Source organism: Methanobrevibacter sp., assembly GCF_017409525.1.
In the GTDB taxonomy this organism is placed as follows: Archaea; Methanobacteriota; Methanobacteria; order Methanobacteriales; family Methanobacteriaceae; genus Methanocatella.
Map to the genome: position 1 here is coordinate 12,557 of NZ_JAFQSO010000018.1, position 23,189 is coordinate 35,745.

Sequence of the window (23,189 nt, forward strand, 5' to 3'; positions counted from 1 at the left end):
ACACTATGAATTGTTTTTCAACCATTCTGCTCCAGCTTCTAAAACTTCAATGTTCACATCAATAACTTTTGGTTTGGATGCAAACATTTCACGAATAGCATTTTCATAAGATTCACGCTTTAAAACATTGCCCAATTCAGTCAATGCACCTAAGAGTGCAGTATTTGCAGTTCTTGCATTTCCATGTTCTTCTGCAATATCTACACAAGGCATTGCAATGACTCTAACATCCCTGTCGGTTTCGAATTCTCCGATTTTTGCATCGTAGAGAATTACTCCACCTTCTTTCACATCCTGTGAGAATTGTTCTAGGGATGGCTTGTTTAAAGCTATAAGAATGTCAATATCATCAACTACAGGGGTTCCTATTGTTTCATTTGAAATCACTACTGAACAGTTTGATTTTCCCCCTCTCTGTTCTGGTCCGTAACTAGGATACCATGAAACGTGCTTTCCTTCAGCACAGGCAGCCTGAGCTATTGTAAGTCCAGCACTTAAAACTCCCTGGCCTCCGAATCCTGAAACTTTAATGCTCACCGGTTCCATTTCATCATCGACATAACCTAATCCTTCATCTCTGTTTACATTAAAGATTTTATCCAAGGATTCTGTTGAAAAATCACTGGCAGGTCTTATTACTGGTTCCTTGGTGTATAATTCATTTCTGAAATTTTTAACAGGGAATTCTTTTTCCATTTTCTCTTCAATGAACTTTTGTGCACTAACCACATCCTGTTTTAAGTTAGTGGGACATGGTGATAGGACTTCAACAAATGAATATCCTTTTCCTTCTTTTTGGACAGTTAAGGCTTGTTTGATAGCAAATTTAGCGAGTCTGATTTTTAGGGGATTAGCAAGGGAAACCCTTTCAATGAATACAGGTGCTTTTAAAGTGTTGATTAACTCGCACATGTGGGTAGGGTGTCCTGTATAATCAGGATCTCTGCCGGTTTGGCAGGTAACGGTTTTCTCTCCAATCAATGTTGTTGGAGCCATCTGACCGCCGGTCATTCCATAAACTGTGTTGTTTACGAAAAATACTGCAATCTTTTCCCCTCTGTTTGCAGCTTGCAGGGTTTCATTCAAACCGATTGAAGCTAAATCTCCATCTCCTTGATAGCTCATTACTATTGCATTATCTTGAGCTCTTGAAATACCTGTAGCTACTGCAGGGGCTCTTCCGTGTGCTGTTTGGAAGTTTCCGCAGTTAAAGTAGAAATATGCGTATACTGAACATCCTACAGGGGAAATCATCACGCATCTCTCTTGGATTCCAAGTTCATCCATACATTCAGCAATTAATTTATGTAAAATTCCATGTCCACAACCAGCACAGTAGTGAGTAGATTGAATATTGGTTCCTTTTCTAGGATACTCTTCTAAAAGGGATTGTGGATTTCTACGTATTTTTAATTCATAATCTTTATCAATGTTTTCACTCATTTTTCCACATCCTTAATCAATAATATTTGGACTAGCTTTTTCCTCACTTCTTTTGGATAAGTCTATGTCCTCATCTTCAAAGCCAGCTATTTCATAGATTTTAGCAAGAATCTGTTTTAATTCAATTAAGTTTCCACCCATTCTGTTAACAAGGTGGGTGTCTTCTTTTCTTAAAGCTGCAAATTGCACATCAGCCAACAGTTGTCCATTACTCATCTCAACAGATATGAAACTGACGCCTTTATCTGCAAGCTCTTTTACTTTATCAACTGGGAAAGGTGACAATGTAATTGGTCTTAAAAGTCCAACTTTTATGCCTTTTTCACGACTTTTGTCAACTGCTGATCTTGCGATTCTGCTGCTGATACCGTATGATACTAAAACAATATCTGCATCTTCAACTTGGTATTCTTCATAAATAACTTCTTCAGCATCGATTTTAGTATATTTTTCCTGAAGTTTATAGTTAAAATCTTCCAATTCATTAAAGTCATTATAAATTGAAGTGATGAGGTTTTCCATAGTTTCCTTATTTCCTTTTACTGCCCAAGGCTTATCGTTTTTAGGTTCGATTGCCTTTTCAGGGAACACTAATGGTTCTGCCATCTGGCCTAAAGTTCCATCAGCTAGGACAACTACTGGGTTTCTCCATTTGTCTGCAAGGTCAAACGCTTTCATGGTCAAATCACACATTTCCTGCACGCTGTTAGGAGCGAGGACTATGTTTTTATAATTACCATGGCCTCCGCCTTTGACAACTTGATTGTAATCTCCTTGTTCAGGTCCGATATTTCCAAGTCCTGGACCTGCCCTCATGATATCCACAATAACTGCAGGCAATTCAGCACCTGCAAGGAAAGTGAATCCCTCTTGCATTAAGCTAATTCCAGGTCCTGAAGAGGAAGTCATGACTCTGTGTCCAGCACCTGAAGCACCATAAACCATGTTGATGGATGCCTCTTCACTTTCTGCCTGTACAAAGTTTCTTCCAACCATCGGGAAATATTTTGAAGCTTCGTGCAAAATTTCACTTGCTGGAGTAATTGGGTATCCAAAGAAACAATCGCAGCCAGCATACATTGCACCAATGACAACTGCAGTATTTCCTTTAACCATTTGATTACTCATTTAGTTTCCCCCTTTATTAGCTGCTTTTGCTTTAATCATTTTAGCAACTGAATCGTTTATAATCTTTTTATATTGATGTACTTCTAGTGCTAACGGTTCCGGGCATGTAAAGTAGCAGTCTTTACATCCAGTGCAACCGTTGCCACTATAATATGCAAATTGATATCCTGCGTCGTTCATGTCTTCTGAAAGTAATATTGCATTTTGAGGACATCCAGTTATGCATCGCATACATCCTTTGCAAATTTCTTTATTAATAACTGGATAAGATATCTCTTCTGTCATTTATATCATCTAATTAATTTTTTTCTGATCTCTTTCTCTTATTTCAACTCTCCTTGTTTTACCGCTGATGGTTTCTGGAAGTTCATCCACATATTCAACCATTCGTGGGTATTTGTAAGGAGCTGTAACTCTTTTAACATGATTCTGAATGTCTTTAGTTAATGAATCTGACGGTTCAAAGTCAGGTTGCAAAACAATGCTTGCTTTTACAATTTGACCTCTAACTTCATCAGGATAAGCGGTAATTGCGCAGTGACGTACTGCTTCGTGGGATAGCACGGCACTTTCCACTTCATAAGGTCCAATACGATAACCTGAAGATTTAATTATGTCATCGTTTCTTCCAACAAAGTGAACGTATCCTTCTTCATCCATCCATGCAGTATCTCCGCAATGATAATAGCCATCATGCCATTGTGCAGCCTGTTTTACAGGATCTTTATAATATTCTTTAAATAAACCTGGAGGAACTCCTTCAGATACGTCAAAACAGAGTTCTCCTTCATCACCAAATTCCACGGGATTATCCTCTTCATCTAATAATTTAAGTTTGTAAAGAGGGGAAGGTTTACCAATTGACCCTACTTTAGCGTCTAACCAGATGAATGTTCCGATGGATAATGTGGTTTCTGTTTGCCCGAACCCTTCCTTGATTCTCAAACCGGCAATATCATAGAATCTTTCGGATACTTCTGGAGGAAGTGGTTCGCCTGCTGTTGCAACATATTTTAGATTTGAAAAGTCATAACCTTCGATTTTCTCTTTAATCAGGAATCTATAGACTGTTGGAGGAGCACAGAAAGTGTCTACCTTGTGCTCTATGATTTTTTCAAGTAATCTTATTCCATTAAACCTTACGTAATCATAAATGAATATTGCAGTTCCAGCAATCCATTGGCCGTAAATATTTCCCCATACGGCTTTTCCCCATCCGGTATCTGATGCAGTGTGGTGAACTCCATCCTCTACAACATTTTGCCAGTATTTTGCAGTAGGGATATGGCCTAATGCATAAGTATGCCTGTGTGCAACCATTTTAGGAAGTCCACTGGTTCCTGAAGTAAAGTAAATTAAGAATACTTCATCAGCCATTGGATTATCATCCCCAGTAGGCCTTTCATACACTGGGCTTTCTTCTTCAATAGCTTTATTGAAGTTAATCCAACCATCTCTATCAGTTTCAATCACAAGCTTTTGCAACTCCCAATCAAGCTCTTTTTCAGCTTCTTCATAATCAGGCAATAAAGAATCTTCTTCTACTGTAATAATTGCTTTTACTTCTGCTTGTTTTATTCTAAAATCAATATCATGAAGTTTTAACATATGTGTAGCAGGAATGGCTATTGCACCAAGTTTGTGCAGTGCAACCATGCAAAACCACCATTCGTATCTATTTTTTAATGTAAGCATTACCTTGTCGCCTTTTTGGATGCCTATCTTTTTAAGTAAATTGACAGTTTTATTGGAATATTCTTTCATGTCTTTAAATGTGAAAGTGTGTTCTTCATCATCGTTTGTCCATATCAATGCGATTTTATCAGGGTCTATTTCTGCATATTTGTCTACTACATCAAATCCAAAGTTAAAATCATCATCAAATTTAAGCTTAAAGTTATTGAAAAAATCTTCATAAGAGTCAAAGTCAACTCTCTCTACAAAATCTCCTATCACTGATGTCATTTAATTAACTCCTGTAAATATTATATGATTACTGCTAAGAATTTAGCGGGTTTATCGTTAAGTGCTACCATTGCATGTCTATGTGCTGAATCAAAGAAGATGCAATCTCCTTCATTTAATATGATTTCGTTATTGTGTATGTATATTTTTAATGAACCTTCAAGAACATAGTTAAATTCCTGTCCTGGGTGTGAATTGAGTGAAGGTGTTGGATTCTTTTTGGGATCCACAACAACAAGGAATGTTTCAGCTTTTTTATGAATGAATTTTGAACATAGGTTTTCGTGAGTGTACTCCTTACTTCTATCAACTGATATTCCCTTGTTTGCACGAGTGACATCAAAGATGCTCATTCTGCTTTCTTCACCGGTTAATAATAATCCTAAATCAACTTTAAAAATATGTGCTAGTTCGTATAAGAAGCTTGCAGGAATGTCTACTTCTCCGTTTTCGTATTGGATGTATGTTTCTTCTGTAATGTTTAATTCAGATGCAATTTCATTAATTGTAAAATCTGAAAGTTCTCTTAATTCTCTAATTCTGTTTCCAATTTCTTTGTTGTATTCATTCAAAATAAACACCTTATATTTTCAATCGATTTATAATATTATAATATATATTTATAACATATTCTAATTTTGATTTTAGAATTATATAAACCTTATTAAAAATCGTGATAATTCGTTATAAATTTCATAAAAAATTATTTTTTAAATTGTCATTTTTCGTACATCTATAAGAAAGCTTTAAATATTCCAAACTATAATTTTAATTATAAATATTTGAGGAGATTATAAAAATGCCATCTAATGAAATTGGTACTAACGTAGTTTTTAAAAAACAATTGGGTTTGAATTATGAAATTGACCAGAAATACGTTGGTTTAAAAATGAAGGAGAACAATATTTTATCTTTTAATTTCAGAGTGCCTGGTGCTTTAATAAACGAGATTGAAGCTTATTTTAAAAGATTCAAATTAGGCGAACCAATCATGGTTGACATTGGTGGAACTGGTGATATTCGTTGTGATTTTAAAGGTATATCTCCTGTTTTGAAAAATAAAAATGAATTGGATCAGTATTTCATATCTGCAACTTTACAAGAGGACAAACAATACGATCCTTTGGAAGAAGAAAAATGTGAAACCTGCAGTGGATGCGGATTCCACTAACTTTTTTTAATTTTTATTGTGTCTTGTTTTTAATTTTGCCTGTTTCATCAACAATGTATTTGATTAATAAGACTGTTGCGATTATTGTTATTGCCGTAGCGGGAATTATCCATGGAATTTGCCCTATAATTACATCAATACTTGTCAGTTCAAGAAGTGTGGCAACTACATTGTTTATAAAATGAACACTCATCGGGATGAGGATATTGTCCGTTTTCAGGTATAGTATGCACATACATATTCCAAATAAAAATGCACTTGTAATTCCACCGAAATCATGGCCAATTCCAAATAAAAATGATGAAAGCAGCATTGCAGGAATGATGCCTATTCTAATTTTCAATCTATTGAACAACACTCCTCTAAATACTAATTCTTCCATTACCGGCGCATATATGATTGATGCAATTGCGCTTAAAATGAATGCTCCTGCGGAAATGTCAACAGAATCAATGTCAAATCCACTAATCCAAGTCGGATCATAAAATCCATAAAGCAAATCAAGTCCAGACACTAAACATGTAAATAAAAATGCGAATATTATATTTATAGCGAATACGTATAGGACTTCACGCATAGTATTTGGCATTAACAACTTTTCGAAATTTTTGCTGAGACCTGTTGTGTTTCTCAGTTCAAACACGAAAAACAAGAAAACGAATGACAATAGTATAATGAAATACACATCGTCATTTTCGAATAGGAATGGGAAAATCATAGACAATATGGTTGTAATTGCAAAGCAAGCTATTATCGCTATTGCAAGTTCACGTAATCTTATTGTTCTCAGGCGGACATTAAAGTCCCGTATTCTTTTATCCATTTTATCTCTCCCACCATATTTTATTTTGGTAATACTAATTGCGATAAGTTATTGTGAATAAAGATAGCACTGTCCTTAAATAACTTTTTTACAATATGTAATCTTATAAATCAAAATTTCCTTGTTATTATAATATTTTTATTCTTTATAAACCAACAATAATTAATTTAAATTATGTTTAGCTATTAATATTTATTATTAAGTAACAACATTTATATATTTTTATATAATATAATTATTATTTAAAGAGGAGTCTAATAATATGTTTGATTTGGTGTATAATACCATATTTTTTGCTTCTTATGGTAATTTCTATGGGCTTAGTAATATAACACTCAGTTTATTTGATGTTCTATTAGCTTATATTGTGACTATTATTGTTTCTATTTTAGTTGCATTACTTTTAAGGATGCCATTATTACCTAGCAAACCATATCGGTATTCTTTTGATGTGAGTGCAATGTATCCGACTCCGATAATAGCTGTTGGTGTTTTTTCAATATTTCTTGTTTTAAATTACACTTTTATGTATAATGGAATTGTATTGGCTATTGTTATTGGTATTTTATCTGCATTGTTTGTGAAATATTTATTTGATTTTGTGTTTCCAAAGCCTCTAGATGAAGGTAAGGGGGAGGATATTAAATGAATGAAGTAATTGGTATCATAATTGCTGCAATTCTTTGTTGGTTGAATTTTGTTATTGTTGATACATATTTCGGACTTCCCGAGCAACCTGGTGTTAGAGGAGCTAGGATTATTGGTGAAAATGTCGAAAAGAGAGGGGGAGATATTGCTGGCGGATTTTTCCAAGGAAACATTGTTTGTTCTCCGGACGCATCTGCTGGTACATTAATAGCTTCTATTGGATATTTGCTTTTAGGGATTCCTGGTGGAATTATAGCAGCATTTTTAGTATTTATGGGAAATAGATTGTGTGCTGATCCAGGTTATGCGGGAACTGTTGGAAGCCTAACTGCCACTATAATTATTTTTATTTGTTCATTTGTTGGATTTACTCCTGAAATGTTTATTGTAGGGATGGTTATAGCAATATTGACTGTACAGGGCATCGACCATAAAAGAGCTTCAATTGTTTTAGGCAAAATTGCAGAAAAATTCAATAGGCATGCTTGAGAGTGATAATATGTATGTTGAAATAATCGGAGTTATAGTCATCTTTGTTGCATTAAGAGCTTTAATAACTCGAAATAAGGCTGAAAGATTATTGTATTTAAATGTTATTGGATTTGGAGTTTCAGCCATTATAGCTTTAGTAATTAATACTCCATTTGCTCTTGTTGTTGCAGCAGCATTCTTTATCTGTTCTACAATTAGTGCAAATGCAATTGCATACACATTAGACCGACTAGATGATGAGATACTATTGGAGTGAGGTATTATAAATGGAATTTGTATCTATAGTTGCAATAGCTTTAATGGTAATTGGTGCATTTGGTATTATATTTCTCAAAAAACCTTTAGATAAGGTTATAATGTTTTCAATACTTGATGCTGGATTCGTTTTAGTCGTTGTTTTATTTAAATATTTGGATGTGGCCATGTTTACAGCTTTAGCAGGCCCACTATCCACATTAGTATTCATTCTATCAATTGTGAAAGTTAATGAAATTAGAAAAAAGAAGCTAGAAAGTGGTGAAATCAATGGTTAGCGTCACGTTATTCTTTTACTTTGGAATATTTCTAGCTATTGTTGGAAGTATAGCTACTGCATGGGGTCCTGGAGTAAATGACCCTATTGTCAGAACATTTAATACTGAAGTAGCATCAATTGGGGTCTGTTTGGTATTGTTATGTTATAATCATGTTTTGGCTTTATTGACTTTACTTGCAACCACTGTAATCATTACTTTAATCTTATTTAGAGCAATTATTCGTTTAGAAGAAATGGGGGCAGATGTATGAGGATTGGTGTTTTATGGAATAAATTGGCCAACCCTAAAAATGTGCCTCGTCTGTTTGCGTTTTGTTTAGGTGTAATATTAATTATAGGTTTTATAGTGCCTATGTCCTTGAATCCAGATCAATTATATGTTAGGCCAGCACCTCAAGAGCAAATTGATGAAGGTTTATCCATAGCTCCTTATGATAGGGGTGGAGAAGTTTTATCCGAACCCGGAAATATTAATCCTCAATATCCTGATAATGCTGAGAGTTTAGGCATGATTACGGGATATATGTCTCCAATCGCGCAATGGGTGTCTTCTATTTCACCTTACTTTGGCACATCAATTTACTCATCTCCCGGCGGACTTATAGATGAGATTTTATATTATACTAGAGGTTTCGATACAATTCTCGAATCCAGCATATTGATGATGGCATTCATTATCGCTTCATGGTTGTCCATCAATTATACAATGAATCGTAAAAATGATGAAAATGAGATAAAAGACGATGTTAAAAAAGCTATTTCTGATTCAACAAAAGTAGCTAGGGAAGTTAAAGCAAATGATGCTAAAGCAAGGTCAAAACAATTGAGGAGGGATAACTGATGGTTGTGATACCTCCTGGTGTTCCTGAGGCATTTATTTCAATGTATTTGCCTGCAATTTATGCAGGTTTAATTGTCGGATTTATTGCAACTATGGCAATAGCAATGAAGAGAGAAGAAATCCATATTCTCATCTTAACTGATTTGGTTGGACTTGCCATGATATTTGTTGTATCTGCCGTCGGAACAGATTTGGCTGAAGCATTGATTTTGCCTGGTTTGGTTGTTGAGCTTGCAGAAACGTTAGCCATTTCTGAAATTTTGATTACAAGAGAAATGCGCATTATTGAACAGGATCCAAGAAGAAATCTTTCGGAATCTTCTTCATTATTCCCTCAACCATTTGCATTGGATATGGAAATCTTAACTACTGCTCCAAATTTCATTGCATTGGTGCTAATAGGATATGGTATATTCTTAACCGGATTCACTGGTGGTGCAATAGCCGGTGGGGGAATCGTATTATATGCCTTATCTAAAAAGGCGAGAGGGCTTCCGGTATTTATGTTGGATGGCATTGCTGGAGTTTCCGGAATAGCATGGTGTTTATGGATTATAGGTTTCTTGCTGTTCTTTGTAACACCTCAATATTGGTTATTAAGTTTATTCTTGGCTGCATGTGGATTATTATTAAAAGTAGCTTCAAAAGTAGGTTTGATTGGACTACTTATGAGAGAGGACATTGATAAGGAGTAGGTGATGAGTATGGATTTTGTTACACTTGGAGGAAATTTATTTGGAACAATTCCACTTGGAGACATTGTTTTATACATTACACCATTTAACTTGTTCCTTTTTGCAGTGTTACTTGGATTTACTTTGTTGATTGGATTAAGTAAACCTGAAACACAGATTGAGGCTACATTACATAAATTAGGAAATACTGAAGTTACTGTTGGTCAAAAAGAGTTAAAACAACGAAGATTTTTATCAGTAATCTGCGGTATCGCATCTGCAGGGGCCATGATTACTGGGGACTTATTTAACTTTACCTTGTTTATGGCTTTAGTAGGTATTTTAAATATTGGAATTGTATCTGCTGTTAGGCAAACTACTGTGCTGGACTCCGCATTCAATTATGGTTTGATTGCTATGATGTGCAGTTTGCCCCTATTTGGTGGAGCAGCCATAATTCTTGCATCTACTGGAACCTTAAGCTTAGCTGTTTTATCTCAAATGTCTGCAAGTCCGATGGTAGTCTTTGGTGCTGTATTGATGTTGATTGGAATTTTAGGTGAAAGTGGAGTGGCACCATTTTTCGCAAGCAAGGCCGAAATGTTTAGGACTGCCGGATCTCCATATATTGTAATTATTCATTTAAGTTCCCTGTTTATTATTGTAAGAGCTGTTGAAATTTTATTATTGGTATTGTGGTAAGTGGTGAGTATGGATAGTCAAAAGAGTTTATGTATTATATTATTGGTGTTATCAACAATAGCTATTCTTGCTTGTTTAGTTATAAACCTTGAAGCATGGATTGTTTATGCTGTGGCTATATTTTGTATTCCTTTATGGGTATTGTCTTTAGGTTTATTGACAATGGCTAAACCGGCCCCTGAAGATGAAGAAGAGAGGGTGAAAGAACCATTTACTGGGTATTAGAGTGGTATTATGAATTTGATGGCAAATATTTTAATTAATGTTATTATTGCATTTCTAGCTGGAAGTTTGCTACTAGGTTTGCATAGAAAAATCATGGCTCGTGTTCAGAAACGTCCAGGGCCACCTATAGTTCAGAATTTGATTCACTCTTTGAAATTTTTCTTTAAAGAAACTGCAATTCCAAAAACTGTTTCAAAGGTATTTTACATTGGCATTACATTTATATTGGCTTTGATTTGGGTTGTTGGTGTTATTGCCGGGCCTGTGGCTAAAGATTCATTATTAATATTATTTGGTGTTTATGCGGTTTATAAAATTGTTGAGCATAACTCAGGATCAAGTTCTGGTTCTCCTTATGGTAAATTAAGCTGTGTAAGGGCTGTTTTATCAGCGGCAACTGAACTTCCGTTATTTGCGGCAATCGTATTTGTTTATTTGATTACTGGAACAATGAACATAGGAGAAATTATTGCTTATCAGTCCGCTCATGGTCCTTTAATATTCACAATTCCGCTTGCGGCCGTAATGTTCTTTATGTTGATTATTACTAAATCCCCTTACTCCCCATTTGCAATTACAAAAGATAAGGCTTTGATTTCCGGATTTGAAACTGAGCACTTTGGATTGTTAAGAGGATTTATGCATTTTTCAGAAGCTATTGCATGGTATGTGATGCTTTGGGTATTCTTAACAATATTCTTCGGTCCATTGAATGCCGTCGGATATTTAATCGGAATGATTGCAATCACATTCATCACTGCATTTATTAATGCTACAACCCCAATATTCTCTCCGAATCATTCAGTAATGACTCAAATTACAATAGGGGCAATTTGCTTCTTTGGAACAATAGCGATGATATTTACAGGAGTGGTAGCATGAATAGTGAAGATGTAATTGTATATTTGACTGCATTAGTGGCTATTGGAATAATAGTTGTTGGCCTTTTGGCTACAGTTTTCCATTCAACTATCCTCGCTCCAGTTGTTGTTATTGGGGTTATTTTAGCAATTTTTGCACTACTTGCTAAAGGTAATTTTTCACACAAGATTGAAAGTATTGAGAAGATATGTTTTATTATAACATTAATGGCAATAATTTGTTCATTTGTATTGCTTTATAAACCGATGTAGGAGATATTATGTTAAATTATATGATTTATATACTTGCATTTGCTGCGGGATCAATTCTTGGTCTTGTATACAGTTACAAACAACATGGCGAACCGTTTGTTGCAGACACCAAGTTCAATATTGTTGCAGCCATTATTGCTATTGTCGGATGGGTTTTAGCATTTAATTCTGGCAATGTTATTTTATCTGCTATCGGTTTTGCTTTAGGTGCTTTTGTAATGGGGGAAAGACCGGGATACGGTAGGAGAGAAACTGCATTAGGTTTAATTATTGCGATAATGATTTATTTGATATTAAAATTTTACAGTATGATGTGATTTGAATGGATAGTGATGCTAAATTAAGATTGATGCAAAAAAGAATTATAAAAAGTTATGCTTGGCAAAGAGACATTATAGTTCCACTTTCCAAGGAATTCGATTGTACTGTTGATGAGCTGGAAGATTTATTCTTTGATTTGTTAGATATGGATTCTCTTGAAAATCTGCATGGGACATTTGAATCGGCTGAAGATATTTGTCTATATCAAAAATTAAATGCTGATTTGAGATTATGCTGGTTTAGTGGTACATTAGAGTTAATATCTCAAAAAGAAGCTGAAGATTTAAAAATGAAAGTTTTAAATGAAATTAAAGACGGTAAATCTTATGAAGATGCACTAAAAGAAGGCAGATTGGATTTATTTGACATATTAAAAGAGAAGACTAAATATTAATCATGTTTATAAAAAATTATAAAAATTAAGAGGGAGTACGATGTTAAATGCTATTAGGGATGTTGTGAGAAAAAGCTCAATCCATGTTTGCATTGTAAATTGTGGGGGGTGCAATGGATGCGATGTTGAATGCGTTGCATTATTGTCTCCTAGATACGATTTGGAGCAGTATGGTATTTATGTTCACAATAATCCTCGTGAAGCTGATGTCCTGTTGCTAACCGGTGCCGTTACCGAGCAATGGGTCGATAATTTAAAAAGAGTTTATGACAAAGCTCCTGAACCAAAAATAGCAGTGGCGGTAGGAAACTGCCCGCAATCTGGTGATGTATTTGCACAGGAAGGTGGGCATGTGCATGCTCCGGCATCCGATTTTATTCCGGTTGCAGCGGCCATTCCTGGATGTCCGCCAAGGCCTAGTGAAATATTGGAAGCTATTTTGGCTGTAGGTCCACAGGCTATTGCTGATAGGGGGAGGGAGATGAAATGATAGTGCCTATTGGTCCTATTCACCCTGCTTTAAAGGAACCTATTAGACTCAAACTTCAAACTGAGGGAGAAAGGGTTGTTAAAGCAGAAATTGAATACGGTTATGTTCACAGAGGCATCGAAAAGATAATTGAAGGACAGACTTGGCAGAAAGGAATTTATCTTTCTGAACGTGTCTGCGGTATTTGTTCATATGAGCACACTCAAACATTTGCAGAGACTATTGAAAAAATTTCCGATGTAGATGTGCCAGTAAGGGCTCAATTTTTAAGGGTAATTGCTAATGAATTGGACAGAATCCAAAGTCATTTTCTTGCAAATTCTACATTTTTCAAATCAATGGATCATGAGACTTTATTTATGCATGTTTTAGAGTTAAGGGAATATGCGATGGATTCAATTGAACTATTAACTGGAAATAGAGTCAATATGGGATGGAATGTTGTTGGAGGCGTTAGAATGGATGCCGACGAACGTCATTTCAAACCAATTTTGGAAAACCTTGATAAAATTGAGGAAAGTTTCGATAGGGTTAGAGCTTTGTTTGCCGAAGGTCCTGCACTTGCTTTAAGATGTAAAGGAATTGGTGTGATGAGTAAAAAAGAAGCTATTAAAGGACGCGCTGTAGGTCCAATCGGAAGAGCTTCTGGTGTTAAAGAAGATTATAGGTGTGGACATTACACTTATGATGATTACTTTGATTTTAAGGTTATTAGAAGAAATGAAGGAGATAATTATGCAAGGACAATGACCAGATTTGATGAAATCCCCGAATCAATCAGCTTAGTTAGACAAGCTATTGAAAATATCCCGAAAGGGGAAGTACGTACTCCTGCAAATTTAAAATCCGGTTATGCCGTGCGTAGAAATGAGGCTCCTCGAGGTGAAGTAACCTACATGATTGAAACCAACGGTAATTTAATTAAGCATATTTCAATTAGAACTCCAAGTATAGGGAATATGGATTCATGTGCAAAATATATGATTCGAGATGTTCCAACTGTTGCCGATGCGGTATCGACTTATGCATCTTGCGATCCATGCGTTGCATGTGCAGAAAGAGTGGCTATTACAAATGAATATGGAAAAACTGCCATTAAAGGCTTTGACGAGGTAATCTAAATGTCATCATTAATGTGGTATATTTACGACTTTGCAAGAAAGGCATGGGCAGATGCATTTACTAATGCACACACTTCATCTGAAATAGCGGAAAAGCCAGAAAGGTTTAGGGATTTCCCTAAAGTCAACAAAGAATATTGTATTGGATGCGGGGCTTGTACAGTTTCATGTCCGTCTCCAAATGCAATAAAGATTGTTCGTGATGAAGACAGCGAAGAAGGGGAAGGTTTAACATATCCGGTGATCAATCCTGGTGCATGTATTCGTTGTGGTTTTTGTGCTGAGGTATGTCCGACTGATCCTAAGACATTGGAATGTGGCTTAAATCATTTGATTTTACCTGAATTTAATATCATACCGTCAAAAAGGCAGTTCATTGTTGATGATTATTTGTGCATCAAATGTAAAAAATGCATGAAACAATGTCCTGTTGGTGCAATTGAAATTGTAAATGACAAGCTCCAAGTGGATCAGCTTAAGTGCATCTCCTGCGGGGAATGTTTGGATGTTTGTCCGGTAAATGGTGCAATGAAGGGAGTATTTGTTGAGAATTTGCAGGCGCAAAAGGATTTGATTCTATTATGCGTAAATTATCTTGAAGATTACATTAATGATAAGGAAGAAGATTTAAGGTCATTGCAGAGTGACGGTTTATTGCAATATGATGTTCCTATTTCAGAAATATGGGATGAGGCATTGAAAATAATCCCTGATGAGGAAATCGCTTTAGAAATTATCACTAATGCAGTCAATAGGCTTAAAATCAGGGTTATTGATTGGAATAAGGATGAATGTAAGAAATGTCAATTGTGTATTCCTGATTGTCCTACAAAATGCATTTCTTTCGATGAAAAAGAAGATACGATAGTGAGAGATAAAGATAGGTGTCTGCGTTGCAGCATATGTTATCAAACATGTCCATTTTCAGTTATTAAATATTTCATAGCTAAATTTTCACTTGTTGATGGTAAAAATATCCATGCAACTGTAAAGGCATCTAATTTAAATGAGGGCATTTTTATGGAGTGAGTGTTATGATTGATAGTTATACAAAAACACCAAGGCCATTAAGATATGTTGACGTTGATTATGTGATTGACCAGACTAGATGTGCAGAATGCAGCGACAAACCTTGTCTTGAGTCATGTCCAATTGATGCGATTTACATGGATAAGGATGATGGTCTTATTAAATTAAAAAATACCTGTTTTGGTTGTGTATTGTGCCGTAATGCCTGTCCGTATGATGCGATTTCTCTTGATGTGCATATGGATTCTCCTATTAAGGAGAATGTTCCAAACATCAACACTAAATTATGTAAAGCATGTGGTGCTTGTGTTCAAGCCTGTAAAAACGGGTCTATTCACCTTGTAGCTGATGGAAAACAGGAACCTCACAGTGAAATTGATAAGGATACATGTGTCCGCTGCGGATATTGTTTCAGAGTATGTCCTACTGATGCAATTAAATATGGCCAATTGCTTCCTAAGACTGTTAAAGGTGGTAAGGCCATTGTTGTTAATCAGAAAAAATGTATTGGATGCATGACATGCACAAGAGTCTGCCCATCTATGGGTGCAATAAATGTTGCAAGAACAAATAAATTGCCTTATATTAACCCGGGATATTGCGCAAGATGTGAGGAATGTATGCATTCATGTCCCTCTACGGCAATAAGGTATTCTTCACGTAAAAAAGCTTATAAGATGTACAGTGAAATTAAATCGTTTGATATTGTTTCAACCATCATAGACCATGACATGAAACAGCTGTCCCTGAATTTAATTAGTTTGAATAAGGTTTTAGAAAAAGTAGCAAGGTCTGCCGCTTTGGAATTTAATGATTTGCAGTTTGAGAACTTTGTGGAATATAAAGTCAATGATGCTATGGAAAAAGAACTGAAGATTAGTTTGGATTCCCACATTGAAGTGTCTAAGTTCACAAAACTTTTCGGATCTTATTTGATGGACAGGAATATCGAGGTTTACGGAAATAAATGTATTGCATGTGGGGACTGTTACAATGTTTGTCCTACAAATGCAATAGAGGTCAATGGTCCAAACCCAATTAAAATCAATGACAATTGCGTATTCTGCGGAAAATGTGTTGGGCAATGTCAATTTGGTGCTATTGGCGCATATGACGATTATTTCTACAGCAAGGATACTGATTTGTATTATGCAAGATCTTACCTGCACGGCCAAAGATTAGGTGATTTTTCACTTTCAAACGATAAGTGTCAAGCGTGCAGCATTTGTGTTAAAAATTGTCCTGTTGGTGCATTGACACTGGAAGGTGATGAAATCAACTTCGATAGTGAAAAATGCATATACTGTAGAACCTGTGAGGCAATTTGTCCTCTAGATGTGATTAGGATTGTTAATTTTAGGTGAGATCATGTTTGAAAAATCATTTATTACTGATTGCGAAGGTCCTTTGACTTTAAATGACAATGCTTTTGAGATATCTGCACATTTCATAGAGAATGGGGATGATTTATTTAAGATTCTTAGTTTGTATGATGATTATTTGGTAGATATTGTTAAAAAAGAAAATTACAAAGCGGGAAATACATTAAAGTTAATCTTGCCGTTCTTTGTCAGTGAAAACCTTAAAAACAAGGATTTGGTTGATTTTTCAAAAAATAATATTTATGCAGTCAATGATTCAAAATTCCTATTAAGTTACTTGAAGAATGCTATGAATACTTATATTGTCAGCACCAGTTATGGCCAATATATTGAAGCTGTTTCAAATTATATGGAACTTCCTTTTGAAAATACATTTTACACTGGTGTAGATGTAGATGCCTTAACTTTGAATGACGAAGAACTTAAAAAAATCAATGAGTTCAAAAAGACAATCCTAAAAAATCCAACAGATTATGAACTGTTTGATGAAATTTTCTTTTCTGAGATTCCAAAAATGGAAATCTATGAAAAAATCAAGGAGGTTAATGTCGTTGGAGGTGAAGGCAAAAAGTTGGCTATTGACGGAATTATCGAAAGGGACAATATTGATATCAACAACATGCTTTATATCGGTGACAGCATTACTGATGTTGAGCCATTGGCATTCGTCAGGGATAATGGTGGCATTAGCATATCATTCAATGGCAATGAATATCCTTTAAAAGTTGCAGAAATTGCAATTGTGTCTCCAAGCGCCGTTACGACTGCAGTAATAGCTAACATATATTCAGAACATGATAAAAATAAGGTTTTGGATTTCATTAATAATTATAACGCAACAGATGATTATGAAATGTTATTTGAGGAATACGATATTGATTTGGAAATAAAAAATAAGTTTTTCAATGTGTTCAGTGATGACGATTATCCGATTATTCAAATAATAAATGAAGATAACTTTGATGAAATATTAAAAATAAGCAAAGACATGAGAACTAATATCAGAGGTCAGGATATTGGCGGATTAGGTTAAAATTAAGAAGGTAATAAAATGAGTTATAGTAAGGTAGAAGATACATTTTTCGAAGCTTTTGAAGGAAAATATGTAAGAGCTTTAATAACAGGGCCTAACGAAGCTATTGTTAAAAGAGCAGCATATGATTCCACTTCAACTCCAAGTTCTGTCATTGGAAGGGTCGAAGGTGGTGTTGAAGGATTTTTAGATGCATCAGAAACTCCTGATGGTAGATTGGGTGCTGTTGTGCAATATTGGTTAGGTAGCGATGATGTAGAGAAATTTGCATTTGAATTATCTTACAGGCTTAGACAGGATATTTTAGTAAAACCGTTCACACGCATTTTTGATTATTCAAGTGAGGATAGTGATGAATATATCGAAATGATGGATATTGTAGGCCATTGCGGGGATGGTTTTGAGTGGATTGTTGAAGAGTATGGAAGAACCATGATCAATGTTCCAATTGCAGTTCCCGATTTCCAAATCGAAGAGAAATTCAAAATAAATGATGGAATTATGGGAGGCAACTTCTGGTATTTATGTGAAACTCCTGAAGCGGTGATTGATGCAGGGGATGCAGTAATCAATGCAATTATGGATGTTGAAGGCGCAACCGCTCCATTTGACATATGTTCTGCAGCTTCAAAACCAGAAACCAATTTCCCTGAAATCGGACCGACCACAAATCACTTTTATTGCCCTTCTTTAAAGGAAACTTTGGGAGATGAATCCAAAGTTCCGGAAGGCGTTAATTATATTCCTGAAGTTGTTATTAATGCAATTGATGAGAAAGCTATGAATGAAGCTATAAAAACAGGTATAGATGCTGCCTTGGAATTTGAAGGAGTCATTGGAATATCTGCAGGCAACTTTGATGGAAAGCTTGGAGATAAGAACATTAATTTGTTAGATATTTTAAAGTAAGGTTTTAATATGGAAATTTTGGACAATGATTTGAATGCAGAAATAATCGGATTTGGGGCTTTGAATGTTGATAAGCTTTTCTCCGTTGAAAATATTGTATCTGCAGATGAGGAAAGCTTTATAAAAAATGAAACTGACACTCCGGGAGGGTCTGCAGCAAATACTATAGTTGGATTGGCCAGATTGGGTTGTGATGTCTCAATCATTGGAAAAATAGCCGAGGACGAAGATGGAGACCTGATTGAATATAACTTGGCCATAAATGGCGTTTACACTAATAACTTAATCTATTCGGAAAACGGTTCAACTGGGAAATGCCTTGGATTCGTAGATAAGGATGGCGAGAGATGCCTTTATATATCCCCGGGCGTTAACGATGACATTCAAATAGGCGAAATCAATCCATTAAACATCATGAGATGTAAGATAATGCATTACACTTCATTCGTCGGAGATTCATTTAAAACCCAAATTGAACTATTGGAAAAGCTTAGTAGAGATACATTATTAAGTTTTGATCCTGGAATGTTGTATGTCCAAAAGGGATTCGATGAGTTAAAGCCGATTTTAGATAGGACAGATATCTTGCTCATTAATGAATCAGAATTAAGATTATTATGTAATAATAGCAATTCCCCAATAAAAGAATTGGCCATTAGTTTCTTGGACTTGGGTATTGGAACTATTGTTGTAAAACAAGGTTCAAAAGGTGTTTTTGCAATCAATAATGCCGAAGAATGTCAAGTTGAAGCATTTGAATGTGACGTTGTTGACACTACCGGTGCTGGAGATAGTTTCAATAGCGGATTTTTATATTCCTTTTTGAAAGGACATAATCTTGAGAAATCTTGTAGGATAGGTAATTGGGTGGCCAGTAAAGCTATTGCAGGATTTGGCATGGAGAAATTCCCTTCACTTAATGAACTGGAGGAATTCTTTTAAGAAATTAAGTTTATTTAAATGATTAGTTAGTTGGTAATATTATGAATGTATCTTTTATAAAACAGATGAAAAACCTGGAACGCGAAGTTTTATTGAAATCTGTTGAATTAGATGATGACAGCGATGATTTCCAATTTGAATTAGACAATTTTAGCACTTCCGAGGAAATCATAGCTATTGCACCTAGGTGTGTAAGATGTAATACATGTGTTGGTGAATGCCCAGTAAATGCAATCGAACCAGCTAATATTTTTAGAATAGCTCAAATAACCGATAAGTGTGTCAAATGTGAAATTTGCGTACAGACTTGTCCGGTTTCTGCAATCAAATTAATTGATAATTCAGTTGTTTATGATGATGGCAATGAAGAGGACATTATTGAATATAACTTGGGTAATGTTAGCTGTTCTCATAGGGTTGTTCGTATGAACAGCATTTCAATCGATTATTCTGATGACAATAATTGGGCTGATTGTGCGGATTTATGTCCAACGAATGCATTTACTCTTGAATTCAAAGACTTCTTTGAGAAGAGAAATATTGATTTGGGCATAGATTTGATAGATGATGAGTTATATCCGCATATTAATGAAAAGATGTGCATCGGCTGCAGTGCATGTGTTGAGATTTCACTCAATGACAATGCCATTGAGCTTGATAGGTATATAGGGCCTGTTGTCCATAGCAGGAATCTCGATATAAATCATGATGCATGCGTTAATTGTTATTTATGTGAAGAAAATTGTCCGACAGGGGCAATTGAATTAGTGGATGGTGAAGTTAGCCTTGACGATGATAAATGTATCAGGTGTGTTGAATGTACAAATCATTGTCCTGTAGGGGCATTAAAAAGAGTGGAAATTGAATAAAAATGAGGTTTGTTTATGAGAGCAAAAGAATTAATGGATAAAGAGTTCGTATATTTAAATTGCGAAGACACTGTAGTTGAAGTTTCAAAAGTAATGGAAAAAATTAGACGTTTCACCTGTCCTGTTGTTAATGATAACAAGCAACTAGTTGGATGGATAACCTCTTTTGACATAACAAAAGGTTTAAGGGAAGGGAACGAAAAGATTTCTGAAATTATGAGTGGTTATGAAGAAATTGCAACAGTCCATGAAAATGATCCTGCAAGAAAGGCAGTAATTCTAACTGCAAACAATAAATTCGTAACTGTGCCTGTTGTAAACGATGACAATCAGGTCATTGGTATGGTTCGTGCATGTGATATTGTGGAATTATTGTCTGAGCTTTACGATATTAAAGTGGAAAAGCTATACAAGGCAATGCAAAACCAACTCAAAGGTGTAACTTGGGAAGAGCTAATGTCAGCATCCGCATTGGTATCCAAAAAGACTACTGGTGTAAAAATTTCTCCGGAGGAATATGAGGCAAATATCACCAATGCCACATTCGGAGAAGCAATCTGGGCTACCGGAGGATTGGAAAAATTCTTTGCAGGTTTAATCTCAGTTGGTGAGATGGTTATTGCCCGTCGTGTAGGAAAAGCAAGAAAATAAACAAAAAACACTGATTAATAATTTCTAAACAGACCCTTGTTGTTTTCCACATTAACACATTAAAAATAAGACTTTTAGTCTTATTTTACTATTTTTTTTCAAAAATTTTTTAACATTGTTTAAACATATTAGTAGATATGGTGTGAATCTATGCATAAAAAAATTAATTTTTTCATAATTTTATTTGTTTTTGCATTCTTTTCATTATCTTTTGTTTCAGCAGGCGAATTGAATTGCACTTCTGTAAATAAGATGGACTGCAATGATACTGTTGATTCAATTAGTCTAGATGATGTCGGGTTAACCAACATCTCTGAAGTTCGTTCACATTCAAGCATTGAAAAAACAAAACCTGTCATTAGTTTAAAAACTAATCATGTTAAGACTAAGGGCACACTGGGCATATATTTGAAAAACTCTTCTGGAGATGCATTGAAATTTAAAAACCTGACCATTTCATTAAACAATAAGAAATATTCCATTTTCACTGATTCAAAAGGAATCGCATATTTGAATATTAGCCTTCCTGCAAAAAGTTACAGATTAAAAGTTACATTTGCAGGGGATGGACAATATAGATATGTCTCTAAAAGTTTCAATGTTGAGGTTTCAAAGTTGGATACCCAACTCACTTCCCATGCTAATTTTTTACTGAGAGGCCAATATCTGTATGTTGATTTAAGTGCTAACAATGATTTGCTTTCATCCAAGAAGGTTTCCATAAAGATTAATGGAAAAACACATGTCAAAACTACAAATAGATATGGCCGTGCGGCGATTAAGATAGGACTTGTGCCCGCATCTTATTCCGTGAAGATAAAATTTAATGGAGACGGTTATTATGAACCTTCACAAAAGAAATTCAACTTGAGGGTAACTCGTTACACTTCAATAACCATAGGGAATACCAGATTACTCACAAACGGTTATTTGAGAATTTATTTAAAGGCATCTGAAATATCTCATAAATCACTCACAATTAAGATTGCAAATAAAAAATTCAGCGTAAAAACCGATTCCGAAGGAATCATTGTTTTAAAACCTGATGTCTGGAATAAAACATACAATGTGGTAGTCAAGTATGGCAAATACTGGACATCTAAAAAAGTCCAAGGAGTGACAGGAAACGTTAAAGATCCATTAAAGGAGAATATTACTTTAAGAAATGGCGTTCCGGATGTTGACATGATGCCTGGAAATTATGTTATGGGTGATGAAAGTGCAACATATACATTAACAAAGGCACAATATAGGGAAGCAATTCAAAGAGACAGCTATTGTCTGTTTTTAAATAACAAATTGTCTAAATACACTTTCTTTAAAACAAAATCACATCCTAATACTTATCATATCATCAAACGTGAAAAGTGGAATGTCATTGAAAGGGCTATAAACGCTAAATTGGTCAAGGCCAACAAATATGATTATTGGCCAAGTTACATCACGGTTTCCCTTAAGGGCAAATCATATGTCTATTCGGAAGTTCGGGATGTGCAAGACACCAGTTATACCTGCGGACCAGCTTCAGCAAGCGTTTGCAGTCAGGTTTTAAGAAATTTCATTCCCGAAAAATACATAGCTTACAAAGGAGGTTCTAAAAAGGTTGAAGGAACTTCATGTTATGGGATAATGCAAGGATTGGGGGAAAATTTCAATTGTTCTTATTTCTTTAAGGATTCTTTTGATGATGCATTAAAAGAACTTCAAAAAGGTGGTTGCGCTATAATTTTCCATACTAAAAGGCATTATGTGGCCATTTTAGATATTAGTAAAGATGGCAAGCAGGTTTTAGTATCTAACTCCTACGGTAGCTATTACAATATTCCTACAAAATGGCTAACCGTGTCGTATATGAAAACTAGATTTATTGAAGGCCGTGACGACAGTCTAATTGTCAGACTAAATTATTCGTTGTCTAATTCGACAGAACATGAAGTCAATTGTTTTTATAACAGCATGGGGACTAATTGGGTTAGGCAAAATATTCATGCAACAATCGGTTAATGTATATATTTTTTCATTTTTAATGCATTTTGAAATAAGAAAGTATTTTATAACTTTATCTAACAAACACAAGAATACCATAACCTCTTAAGGTTATGGATGAATTGTGCAAATGAAATAAGAAAAAAAACTTTTCAAACGCTCTCTGATTTGATTTAAATAGTATGTTAATTAAATTAATACATAACAAGTAATAACAAATCAATAAATTAAAAATAGTATTGATTTTAATTAATTGTTAAACCGCTGGTTCATCGGGGTTTG

30 protein-coding genes are annotated in these 23,189 nt (G+C 35.0%); 24 read left to right on the top strand and 6 right to left on the bottom strand.

Annotation, left to right across the window (positions count from 1 at the left end; translation table 11 throughout):
• Nucleotides 1-3: 3 nt before the first annotated feature.
• The 5 genes from IJE64_RS10090 to IJE64_RS10110 are packed head-to-tail and all read right to left on the bottom strand — an operon-like array spanning nt 4 to nt 5,117.
• Nucleotides 4-1,443, bottom strand: a complete 1,440-nt coding sequence (locus tag IJE64_RS10090; protein WP_292785440.1) for a 2-oxoacid:acceptor oxidoreductase family protein — start codon at nt 1,441-1,443, stop codon at nt 4-6.
• A 12-nt stretch (nt 1,444-1,455) separates the two neighbouring features.
• Nucleotides 1,456-2,571, bottom strand: coding sequence for a 3-methyl-2-oxobutanoate dehydrogenase subunit VorB (locus tag IJE64_RS10095; protein ID WP_292785442.1), 1,116 nt, complete (start codon nt 2,569-2,571; stop codon nt 1,456-1,458).
• Nucleotides 2,572-2,856: a 4Fe-4S dicluster domain-containing protein gene (locus tag IJE64_RS10100; protein WP_292785444.1), complete on the bottom strand. Its 285-nt coding sequence runs from the start codon at nt 2,854-2,856 to the stop codon at nt 2,572-2,574.
• A 9-nt stretch (nt 2,857-2,865) separates the two neighbouring features.
• Nucleotides 2,866-4,536, bottom strand: a complete 1,671-nt coding sequence (locus IJE64_RS10105) for an AMP-binding protein (protein ID WP_292785446.1) — start codon at nt 4,534-4,536, stop codon at nt 2,866-2,868.
• 20 nt (nt 4,537-4,556) lie between these two features.
• A complete protein-coding gene (locus IJE64_RS10110; RefSeq protein WP_292785448.1) occupies nt 4,557-5,117 on the bottom strand; it encodes a helix-turn-helix domain-containing protein in 561 nt (186 codons plus the stop codon).
• Between the two features lie 218 nt (nt 5,118-5,335).
• Here IJE64_RS10110 and IJE64_RS10115 point away from each other — a divergent pair, with 218 nt between their 5' ends.
• The gene (locus IJE64_RS10115) at nt 5,336-5,707 is read left to right on the top strand and encodes a hypothetical protein (RefSeq protein ID WP_292785450.1); all 372 of its coding nucleotides are present in this window, start codon (nt 5,336-5,338) and stop codon (nt 5,705-5,707) included.
• A gap of 13 nt (nt 5,708-5,720) precedes the next feature.
• On the opposite strand, the gene IJE64_RS10120 is transcribed toward IJE64_RS10115, so the two are convergent.
• Nucleotides 5,721-6,530, bottom strand: coding sequence for a CPBP family intramembrane glutamic endopeptidase (locus IJE64_RS10120; protein ID WP_292785452.1), 810 nt, complete (start codon nt 6,528-6,530; stop codon nt 5,721-5,723).
• Between the two features lie 262 nt (nt 6,531-6,792).
• Here IJE64_RS10120 and IJE64_RS10125 point away from each other — a divergent pair, with 262 nt between their 5' ends.
• From IJE64_RS10125 to IJE64_RS10235, 23 genes are all read left to right on the top strand, one after another.
• On the top strand, nt 6,793-7,179 hold the full coding sequence (locus IJE64_RS10125; protein ID WP_292785454.1) for an energy-converting hydrogenase A subunit A EhaA: 387 nt from the start codon (nt 6,793-6,795) through the stop codon (nt 7,177-7,179).
• On the top strand, nt 7,176-7,667 hold the full coding sequence (locus tag IJE64_RS10130; RefSeq protein ID WP_292785456.1) for a hypothetical protein: 492 nt from the start codon (nt 7,176-7,178) through the stop codon (nt 7,665-7,667). Before IJE64_RS10125 ends, IJE64_RS10130 begins: the two co-directional genes overlap by 4 nt.
• 10 nt (nt 7,668-7,677) lie before the next feature.
• Entirely contained in the window at nt 7,678-7,926 is a 249-nt protein-coding gene (locus IJE64_RS10135; protein ID WP_292785458.1) for a DUF2109 domain-containing protein, read from the top strand.
• Nucleotides 7,927-7,936: 10 nt separating this feature from the next.
• Nucleotides 7,937-8,203, top strand: coding sequence for an EhaD family protein (locus IJE64_RS10140; RefSeq protein WP_292785460.1), 267 nt, complete (start codon nt 7,937-7,939; stop codon nt 8,201-8,203).
• Nucleotides 8,196-8,456: a DUF2107 family protein gene (locus IJE64_RS10145; protein WP_292785462.1), complete on the top strand. Its 261-nt coding sequence runs from the start codon at nt 8,196-8,198 to the stop codon at nt 8,454-8,456. Before IJE64_RS10140 ends, IJE64_RS10145 begins: the two co-directional genes overlap by 8 nt.
• On the top strand, nt 8,453-9,046 hold the full coding sequence (locus IJE64_RS10150) for an EhaF family protein (RefSeq protein ID WP_292785464.1): 594 nt from the start codon (nt 8,453-8,455) through the stop codon (nt 9,044-9,046). Before IJE64_RS10145 ends, IJE64_RS10150 begins: the two co-directional genes overlap by 4 nt.
• Nucleotides 9,046-9,741 carry an EhaG family protein gene (locus IJE64_RS10155; protein ID WP_292785466.1) on the top strand — a complete coding sequence of 232 codons (696 nt, stop codon included), beginning with the start codon at nt 9,046-9,048 and terminating at the stop codon, nt 9,739-9,741. Before IJE64_RS10150 ends, IJE64_RS10155 begins: the two co-directional genes overlap by 1 nt.
• 9 nt (nt 9,742-9,750) lie before the next feature.
• Complete coding sequence (locus IJE64_RS10160; RefSeq protein WP_292785469.1) at nt 9,751-10,422, top strand: hypothetical protein; 672 nt, start codon at nt 9,751-9,753, stop codon at nt 10,420-10,422.
• A gap of 9 nt (nt 10,423-10,431) precedes the next feature.
• Entirely contained in the window at nt 10,432-10,647 is a 216-nt protein-coding gene (locus tag IJE64_RS10165; protein WP_292785471.1) for a DUF788 domain-containing protein, read from the top strand.
• A 9-nt stretch (nt 10,648-10,656) separates the two neighbouring features.
• Nucleotides 10,657-11,529, top strand: coding sequence for a respiratory chain complex I subunit 1 family protein (locus IJE64_RS10170; RefSeq protein WP_292785473.1), 873 nt, complete (start codon nt 10,657-10,659; stop codon nt 11,527-11,529).
• A complete protein-coding gene (locus tag IJE64_RS10175; protein ID WP_292785475.1) occupies nt 11,526-11,780 on the top strand; it encodes a hypothetical protein in 255 nt (84 codons plus the stop codon). Before IJE64_RS10170 ends, IJE64_RS10175 begins: the two co-directional genes overlap by 4 nt.
• An 8-nt stretch (nt 11,781-11,788) precedes the next feature.
• Nucleotides 11,789-12,097 (top strand): energy-converting hydrogenase subunit EhaL family protein, encoded by a 309-nt coding sequence (locus IJE64_RS10180; protein ID WP_292785477.1) that lies wholly within the window; start codon nt 11,789-11,791, stop codon nt 12,095-12,097.
• Nucleotides 12,098-12,102: 5 nt separating this feature from the next.
• Nucleotides 12,103-12,495: a DUF1959 family protein gene (locus IJE64_RS10185; protein ID WP_292785479.1), complete on the top strand. Its 393-nt coding sequence runs from the start codon at nt 12,103-12,105 to the stop codon at nt 12,493-12,495.
• A gap of 40 nt (nt 12,496-12,535) precedes the next feature.
• On the top strand, nt 12,536-12,985 hold the full coding sequence (locus IJE64_RS10190; protein WP_292785481.1) for an NADH-quinone oxidoreductase subunit B family protein: 450 nt from the start codon (nt 12,536-12,538) through the stop codon (nt 12,983-12,985).
• On the top strand, nt 12,982-14,106 hold the full coding sequence (locus IJE64_RS10195; RefSeq protein ID WP_292785483.1) for a nickel-dependent hydrogenase large subunit: 1,125 nt from the start codon (nt 12,982-12,984) through the stop codon (nt 14,104-14,106). Before IJE64_RS10190 ends, IJE64_RS10195 begins: the two co-directional genes overlap by 4 nt.
• Nucleotides 14,107-15,135 carry a 4Fe-4S binding protein gene (locus IJE64_RS10200; protein WP_292785485.1) on the top strand — a complete coding sequence of 343 codons (1,029 nt, stop codon included), beginning with the start codon at nt 14,107-14,109 and terminating at the stop codon, nt 15,133-15,135. It begins immediately after the preceding gene.
• Entirely contained in the window at nt 15,132-16,499 is a 1,368-nt protein-coding gene (locus IJE64_RS10205) for a 4Fe-4S binding protein (RefSeq protein ID WP_342765003.1), read from the top strand. The genes IJE64_RS10200 and IJE64_RS10205 overlap by 4 nt, the downstream gene beginning before the upstream one ends.
• A 4-nt stretch (nt 16,500-16,503) precedes the next feature.
• Entirely contained in the window at nt 16,504-17,550 is a 1,047-nt protein-coding gene (locus tag IJE64_RS10210) for a hypothetical protein (protein WP_292785489.1), read from the top strand.
• 18 nt (nt 17,551-17,568) lie between these two features.
• A complete protein-coding gene (locus IJE64_RS10215; RefSeq protein WP_292785491.1) occupies nt 17,569-18,459 on the top strand; it encodes a formylmethanofuran--tetrahydromethanopterin N-formyltransferase in 891 nt (296 codons plus the stop codon).
• A gap of 9 nt (nt 18,460-18,468) precedes the next feature.
• The gene (locus IJE64_RS10220; protein WP_292785493.1) at nt 18,469-19,401 is read left to right on the top strand and encodes a carbohydrate kinase family protein; all 933 of its coding nucleotides are present in this window, start codon (nt 18,469-18,471) and stop codon (nt 19,399-19,401) included.
• A 41-nt stretch (nt 19,402-19,442) separates the two neighbouring features.
• Nucleotides 19,443-20,270: a 4Fe-4S binding protein gene (locus IJE64_RS10225; RefSeq protein ID WP_342765004.1), complete on the top strand. Its 828-nt coding sequence runs from the start codon at nt 19,443-19,445 to the stop codon at nt 20,268-20,270.
• 15 nt (nt 20,271-20,285) lie between these two features.
• Nucleotides 20,286-20,921, top strand: coding sequence for an HPP family protein (locus IJE64_RS10230; protein WP_292785497.1), 636 nt, complete (start codon nt 20,286-20,288; stop codon nt 20,919-20,921).
• Nucleotides 20,922-21,071: 150 nt separating this feature from the next.
• Nucleotides 21,072-22,925, top strand: coding sequence for a hypothetical protein (locus IJE64_RS10235; protein ID WP_292785499.1), 1,854 nt, complete (start codon nt 21,072-21,074; stop codon nt 22,923-22,925).
• Nucleotides 22,926-23,189 lie beyond the last annotated feature (264 nt).